General features: G+C 33.4%; 11 protein-coding genes. 10 read left to right on the top strand and 1 reads right to left on the bottom strand.

The features are described from left to right. Positions 1 to 242: transposase (locus EDC44_RS10730; RefSeq protein ID WP_131978674.1), on the bottom strand; the 242-nt coding region annotated here is incomplete at its 3' end. Between the two features lie 79 nt (positions 243 to 321). On the opposite strand from EDC44_RS10730, the gene EDC44_RS10725 reads away from it, so the two are divergent. From EDC44_RS10725 to EDC44_RS10680, 10 genes are all read left to right on the top strand, one after another. Further along, positions 322 to 603 carry a hypothetical protein gene (locus tag EDC44_RS10725; protein ID WP_131978671.1) on the top strand — a complete coding sequence of 94 codons (282 nt, stop codon included), beginning with the start codon at positions 322 to 324 and terminating at the stop codon, positions 601 to 603. A gap of 299 nt (positions 604 to 902) precedes the next feature. Beyond that, the gene (locus tag EDC44_RS10720) at positions 903 to 1,121 is read left to right on the top strand and encodes a hypothetical protein (protein ID WP_131978668.1); all 219 of its coding nucleotides are present in this window, start codon (positions 903 to 905) and stop codon (positions 1,119 to 1,121) included. Further along, a complete protein-coding gene (locus EDC44_RS10715) occupies positions 1,105 to 1,350 on the top strand; it encodes a hypothetical protein (RefSeq protein WP_131978665.1) in 246 nt (81 codons plus the stop codon). Before EDC44_RS10720 ends, EDC44_RS10715 begins: the two co-directional genes overlap by 17 nt. 104 nt (positions 1,351 to 1,454) lie before the next feature. Further along, positions 1,455 to 1,649 carry a hypothetical protein gene (locus tag EDC44_RS10710; protein ID WP_131978662.1) on the top strand — a complete coding sequence of 65 codons (195 nt, stop codon included), beginning with the start codon at positions 1,455 to 1,457 and terminating at the stop codon, positions 1,647 to 1,649. A gap of 118 nt (positions 1,650 to 1,767) precedes the next feature. Then, on the top strand, positions 1,768 to 3,723 hold the full coding sequence (locus EDC44_RS10705) for a hemagglutinin repeat-containing protein (RefSeq protein ID WP_131978658.1): 1,956 nt from the start codon (positions 1,768 to 1,770) through the stop codon (positions 3,721 to 3,723). Further along, on the top strand, positions 3,720 to 4,097 hold the full coding sequence (locus EDC44_RS10700) for a hypothetical protein (RefSeq protein ID WP_131978655.1): 378 nt from the start codon (positions 3,720 to 3,722) through the stop codon (positions 4,095 to 4,097). Before EDC44_RS10705 ends, EDC44_RS10700 begins: the two co-directional genes overlap by 4 nt. Beyond that, positions 4,090 to 4,389 carry a hypothetical protein gene (locus tag EDC44_RS10695; RefSeq protein ID WP_131978652.1) on the top strand — a complete coding sequence of 100 codons (300 nt, stop codon included), beginning with the start codon at positions 4,090 to 4,092 and terminating at the stop codon, positions 4,387 to 4,389. The genes EDC44_RS10700 and EDC44_RS10695 overlap by 8 nt, the downstream gene beginning before the upstream one ends. Positions 4,390 to 4,647: 258 nt before the next feature. After that, on the top strand, positions 4,648 to 5,106 hold the full coding sequence (locus tag EDC44_RS10690) for a hypothetical protein (RefSeq protein ID WP_243647942.1): 459 nt from the start codon (positions 4,648 to 4,650) through the stop codon (positions 5,104 to 5,106). 284 nt (positions 5,107 to 5,390) lie between these two features. Beyond that, on the top strand, positions 5,391 to 5,693 hold the full coding sequence (locus tag EDC44_RS10685) for a hypothetical protein (protein ID WP_131978649.1): 303 nt from the start codon (positions 5,391 to 5,393) through the stop codon (positions 5,691 to 5,693). Positions 5,694 to 5,741: 48 nt separating this feature from the next. Further along, positions 5,742 to 6,059, top strand: a complete 318-nt coding sequence (locus EDC44_RS10680; protein WP_131978646.1) for a hypothetical protein — start codon at positions 5,742 to 5,744, stop codon at positions 6,057 to 6,059. Positions 6,060 to 6,289 lie beyond the last annotated feature (230 nt).

Raw genomic sequence — 6,289 nt, 5'->3', positions numbered from 1 at the left:
TCCAACTCTCTTATCCGCGCTTCAAGCTCTCGGATTCTCTGCTGTTCCGGCGTAATGGGCTTTGTGCCGGGGAGAATATAACCTTGATTTTCTGCATTGATTTGCGACAGCCAACGACGTAATGCCGTTTCTCCCACCTTTAACTCTCGACAAGCTTGAGAAACTGAATAACCTTGTTCTGTAACGAGTTTTACCGCCTCTGCTTTATATTCAGGGCTAAATGTGCGTCTTGATTGTTTCATTTGGGTTTCCTCTTTTGGATGGTATTTTACCACCTATTGAGGACTGCAAGATTAGTGTATCACTACAGAGGAACTCTTATTGATGATAAACCTTTTTAAAAAATTTACTTCTCTTTCTTTTATATTCTTGTTATTGGGATGTGGGGGATTCTTAAATCCTGCTGATAAATGTTTTTTTGATTGGAATATGAACTGCATAGATAAAGAAAAAAAAGAGTTATCAAAAGCGGGATATACATATACTTATCATGGCAATCAAAAAGAAGCTAAAGAAGTATTTAACAAATGTGGTTTAGAAAGCAAAGGAGATATATCTTTGAAAGAGAAATGCCTTTTGAATAATGGCTTTAGTAAGAACTAGCTAGACTAATTGTAAAAAAAGAGAGAAATATAATGAAAAGCTATTTTAAAGTAATTTCCCTAATTACCTATTCTTTCCTGTTATTAGGATGCTATCCATGTGACTTCTTAGATTGGAATTGCAATCGAGTTGCTGAAACCTCATGGTATAAAAATTCTGAAAAATGCAGAAGAGAACAACAAGGAATAGCTAGAATCAAAATAAAATATACTGAAGATATTGATATGGATATTTATCATAAGTGCTTAGATAATCCTAGTTATAAGTTTGAATTCGACCCTAAGTATTCAGATTAATGGATGGATAAAAATGGTAAAGGAATTCAAAACTCAGAATACAAAGAATATGTCAGATTGTGGGGAGAACCTAAAAAAGATCAGAACTGCAAGCTTATTAATACCTCCGCACCAAATATCTTAATCCGAGATAAAGATGGAAAAATTCATTTAAGAAATAGCTCATCAGGTAACGGGACTTTTGAATATGGAGGAAGAAAGTATTATGAAAATATTTATTAAGTTACTTGTATTTTTTATAAGCTTATTGGGAATAGTCTCCTGTACTCCCCGTATGATGGAGCGGTTATGGAACGGATATTATTCACAGCAGAAAGCTGTGGAAGAGTATGATAAAAAACGAGATGCCTTTTATGCGAAGGAAACTATTGAACAAAAGGAACTGAGAAAAAAAATGAAAAAATTTGCGATAGTATATCTGGAGCATATTCAGGAAATTGGGACCAAATAAAATATGTAGATTGTATGAAAGAAAGAGGTTCACCAATTTATAGAGGTGGAAATTAATCTCTTCATCGAGAAACGGAGCCTTTGAAACAGGAGAAAGAACATATTATGAAAATATTTATTAAACTAATAACTAGTTTAGTTAGTATATATGGAATAGTATCCTGTACACCTCAAATGACTATTGCTTTCTGGAACGGATATTATTCGGATGAAAACGCCGTTAAAAACGCAGAGAAAAAAAGAAAAGAATTTTATGCTAAAGAAACCGAAGAACAAAAGAAATTAAGGAAAAAAATATAGATTATTGTTTAAATTGGATTAATAAAAAATATCCTAATCCTAATTTTGATTATGATCTTAGCAATAAAAAACAAACGTTATATAAATCTTGTATGAGGGAAAGAGGTAGCCCGATTCTTTGATTATACAAACTCCATATATTACTGCAACCGGAGCCGATAAACAATCCAATATTAATATTATCGGTTCCGATGTCAGCGGTAAACAAGGCACAACACTGACAGCGGATAACGATATTAATTTGAATGCTCAACAACAAATCCACAAAGAACGCACTCAAAATAAATCCAGCGGTTTTAATGCCGGTGTTGCCATTGCGGTGGGTAATGGCGTGTCCTTCGGTATTACCGCAGGCGGTAATTACGGCAAAGGCTATGGTAACGGTGATGATGTGACTTATCGCCATGCCCATATTGGCGATAGTTCAAGTCAAACCACCATTAATGCCGGCAATAACGCAACATTAAAAGGTGCACAAGTGCAAGGCAAAGGCGTGATATTAAATGCTGAAAATCTCACCATTAAAAGTTTGCAAGATACAATGAAATATCAAGGTAAACAAATGAACGTGAGTGGACAAGTCACGGTAGGTTATGGTGCTTCAGGCTCAGCAAGTTACAATCAATCCAAAATCAATGCGGATTATGCCAGTGTGGTGGAACAATCGGGGATTTATGCCGATGATGACGGCTATCAAATTAATGTCGGTAATCACACCGCACTTACCGGTGGCATCATCACATCCAGTGAAAAAGCCGAACAAGACGGTAAGAACAGCTTTAGCACAGGAACATTATCTGCAACAGATATTGAAAATCATGCTAACTATAAAGGTTCGGCGTTCGGTATTTCCGGTTCTGCAACCGTTGGCGGTGGCGAATCGGCAAAAGAAATTGGTGGTGTAAATTTGATGTCGTTTGGTACAAATACCATTGAAACGAGTAAAGATAATAATGGTAATACCATTAAAAATTTAAATGGTAACATTGGTGGAAATGTATTGATTGGTATTGGATATGATAGTGACTCAAAATCAAGTATTACTAAAAGTGGAATTAATACTGATAATGTCGTTATTCGTAATGAAAATGCACAACAAACACTCACCGGTCTTTCTGTGACAGAAACGCTTGAGCAGATAAAAACAGATATTAGCACAGAAATTGCAGAACATCATTCAGGCAAACTGGAAAATAACTTTGATAAAAATAAGGTATTAAAAGAGCTCAATATTCAAGTTAAAGTAACAAAAGAATTTAGAGAAAATGCCTTTTCAACCATTAATGAATTTGTGGAACCAAAACAAGCTGAACTTCGTGACAAAATTAAGCAAGCCAAAACGGAAGAAGAAAAGACCGCACTTTATGCTGAAATTTATAAATTACAGTATCAAAAACGGTTACTTGAAACAGTTGTAGGTATTGTGAGCGGAACTCCTGATATCGCAATTACACAAGGAACCTTACAACTCGCAGCAACTAAAATGCGTGAAATTTCATTGGAAAATTCCAGAAGATTCCCAGGTATTATCGATGCTAAAACAGGATTCAAAATAAGCAATATTTCTTATGATAGCGGTTATTTTGATGGGGTAAAACTTGGTGGAGTGAGAATTGATTTGGATATAATTTGTGGCAAAGGGCATTCTCGATGTTCAAAAAATATGGATGGTTCTGTTACTTATATAGGTGATAACAATGGAAATCTATCAACATTACAAGATACGATCAATATGAATAAAAACCCTGACGCTAAAAAATTATATGGTTTAACGGGAGGATTTCAATCAATTCAAGGTGGTTGGTACACGCCACTAGGGGTATTGCCATATAAAGTAGATAGTTTCTCAGATCAATTAATCGAATCTTTTGCAGGAACACATGATTATTTAGGTGGGCAGTTACCTCGTTGGTATAACTCGGTAGGTAATACTTCAGAAAATAGAAAAACTATAGACAATATTGGTGCAGGAATTACTACGGGAGTTGCTATTCCTATTAGTGCACCATTTGCCTTATCAGATCTTATATCCTCTGATTTCGTAGAAATTCTAAATCAAATAGGAGGGCTATGATGTTTCATCGTATATGTATTGCTTTTTCTGTTATTTTATTGAGTAACTGTGTTGTTACTTTAGATTACACTAGACATTCAGATGTAAGCTCAATACAAAAAAGAAATACACTAGGATATACCGATACAGAACAACGATGGAAGGATATTCTATCTTGTGGTGGAGTTAGAACAAAAGATGGTAATTTTTTCTATATATTATTTTATGATGAAGAACGTAAAAAATATAAAGATGCATTTTCTAAAGATAGAATAATATCTACCAGTTTAGATGACCTTAATTACCATTTTGCATTTAATAAGTGTATGGAAGATAAAAATTATATTTTTATTGAGGAGCATGAATGTAAAAAAAGTAAAGTTTGTAATGAATAAACAAGTTTTATGCAATGATTCCTATGATAGCAGTTATTTTTATATTCCATATGGAGTAAATAGTCTTTCCGATAAAATAGTGGAGTCTTTTGCTGGTCCGCACGATTTAATTGGTGGGCAAGCTTGGAAATTCTATGATAAAGATGGAAATACTGCAGAAAAAAGCCCGCTCACTCAATTTAGAGCTGATGTTACCACTGCTGTTGCAATTCCTGTCACTGCCCCATTGGCATTATCAGACATAATGACTTCAGATATGGTTGAAATTTTAATGAAATTGGGAGGTAACTAATGAGATTTTTTATACTAGTTATCATTTCCATCCTTATAAATGGTTGTTATTACTCAAATGGATGTATATATACTCCACAAATGGTGAATTGTTATAATTATAATCGTAATGATTACCCCGAAATAACAAAATTCCAGAAAATAGCAAGTCTTGGAAATACAGATAAGGAACAACGTTGGTTCGATGCTATTAATTGCGGAGCTAAATATACTGAGGATGGCTGGATATTTAAAACTCTTCCTAGACTAGATAATTTTGATGAAAAAAATATCAATGGTGTTCGTAAATTTTCCTTATGCATGCAAGAAAAAGGATATAAAACAATACCCTTGCACGAATGTTGGGAGAAAAAGATTTGTAATTAGTATGAGGAGAAAAATAATTTTTATAACTATAATTTTGCTAAATGGTTGTTATTCAGATGGATGTTTTTATACCCCACAGAGTGTAAGTTGTGTAAATAAAGGGAATATGTGGCCTGGCATAGCAGAATTTCAAAATGTGAATACTATTGGACATACTGATTCTCAACAACGTTGGAAAGATGCTATTGATTGTGGCAGTAAATATGGGGATAAAGAATTGTTACATATCAATCGTCAAGGAAAATATAATGAATTTAAAATATGTATGGAAAAAAAAGGCTATCATCGATTTTGGCCAGCTGAATGTGGTTATCAAAATCCTAAATGGGATACAGGGAAATGTAATTTGTAAATTCAAAATTTAGTTATGTGAATATGGATTTCATTGCCACTAACTAATTCTCCTGATGGTGCAAACTTGTGTCATTAAAGAGAATTTAAACAACTTTTGGGAGTGTCTCAATATAAAGATCATAATCTATCTTTACCTGTATTAGTGAAACCAACTAACAGTAGTGAAAACGAGCTTTATTTAGTGGTCAACAAATATCTTAATCCGGAATAAAGATGGAAAAATTCATTTAAGAAATAGCTCATCAGGTAACGGGACTTTTGAATATGGAGGAAGAAAGTATTATGAAAATATTTATTAAGTTGTTTTTACTTTTTATAAGCTTATTGGGAATAGTCTCCTGTACTCCCCGTATGATGGAGCGGTTATGGAATGGATATTATTCACAGCAGAAAGCTGTGGAAGAGTATGATAAAAAACAAGATGCCTTTTATGCGAAGGAAACTATTGAACAAAAGGAACTGAGAAAAAAAAATAGGCAAATTTGCTTTAATATTTCTGGAGCATATTCAGGAAATTGGGATCAAATAAAATATGTAGACTGTATGCAAGAAAGAGGTTCACCAATTTATAGAGGTGGAAATTAATCTCTTCATCGAGAAACGGAGCCTTTGAAACAGGAGAAAGAACATATTATGAAAATATTTATTAAACTAGTAACTATTTTAGTTAGTATATATGGAATAGTATCCTGTACACCTAAGATGATGATAGATTTTTGGAATGGGCATTATTCTTTACGGAATACAGCTGAAAAAATGAGAAAACAAGAGGAGGAATTTTATGCTAAAGAAACCGAAGAACAAAAGAAATTAAGGAAAAAAAATATAGATTATTGTTTAAATTGGATTAATAAAAAATATCCTAATCCTAATTTTGATTATGATCTTAGCAATAAAAAACAAACGTTATACAAATCTTGTATGAGGGAAAGAGGTAGTTCGATTCTTTGATTATACAAACTCCATAATAATATAGTCCATCAGGTAATTATGCTTAAAGATGATCTCTTTGCCGGTTCTCATAGCCGAGGCACGCTGCTCGTTACTAATGCATTAAATGCATGAATGCTGAAAAAAATCGCAATAAGCAATTTCTTTCAGGTACAATAGTAAAAATGGTGGACCATCGGCAAATGTGACTAATGCGGATAATACGTTAAGTCAATTACAAACAGATTTTT

Source organism: Cricetibacter osteomyelitidis (assembly GCF_004340985.1).
GTDB lineage: Bacteria > Pseudomonadota > Gammaproteobacteria > Enterobacterales > Pasteurellaceae > Cricetibacter > Cricetibacter osteomyelitidis.
This window is presented reverse-complemented; position numbering and strand designations above follow the sequence as displayed.

Excerpts from the sequence above, each read along its gene's own strand:
- EDC44_RS10695 (WP_131978652.1), top strand. The coding sequence starts at position 4,090 with ATGAATAAACAAGTTTTATGCAATGATTCCTATGATAGCAGTTATTTT.
- EDC44_RS10685 (WP_131978649.1), top strand. The coding sequence starts at position 5,391 with ATGAAAATATTTATTAAGTTGTTTTTACTTTTTATAAGCTTATTGGGA.
- EDC44_RS10700 (WP_131978655.1), top strand. The coding sequence starts at position 3,720 with ATGATGTTTCATCGTATATGTATTGCTTTTTCTGTTATTTTATTGAGT.
- EDC44_RS10690 (WP_243647942.1), top strand. The coding sequence starts at position 4,648 with ATGAAAAAAATATCAATGGTGTTCGTAAATTTTCCTTATGCATGCAAG.
- EDC44_RS10715 (WP_131978665.1), top strand. The coding sequence starts at position 1,105 with ATGAAAATATTTATTAAGTTACTTGTATTTTTTATAAGCTTATTGGGA.
- EDC44_RS10720 (WP_131978668.1), top strand. The coding sequence starts at position 903 with ATGGATAAAAATGGTAAAGGAATTCAAAACTCAGAATACAAAGAATAT.
- EDC44_RS10710 (WP_131978662.1), top strand. The coding sequence starts at position 1,455 with ATGAAAATATTTATTAAACTAATAACTAGTTTAGTTAGTATATATGGA.
- EDC44_RS10680 (WP_131978646.1), top strand. The coding sequence starts at position 5,742 with ATGAAAATATTTATTAAACTAGTAACTATTTTAGTTAGTATATATGGA.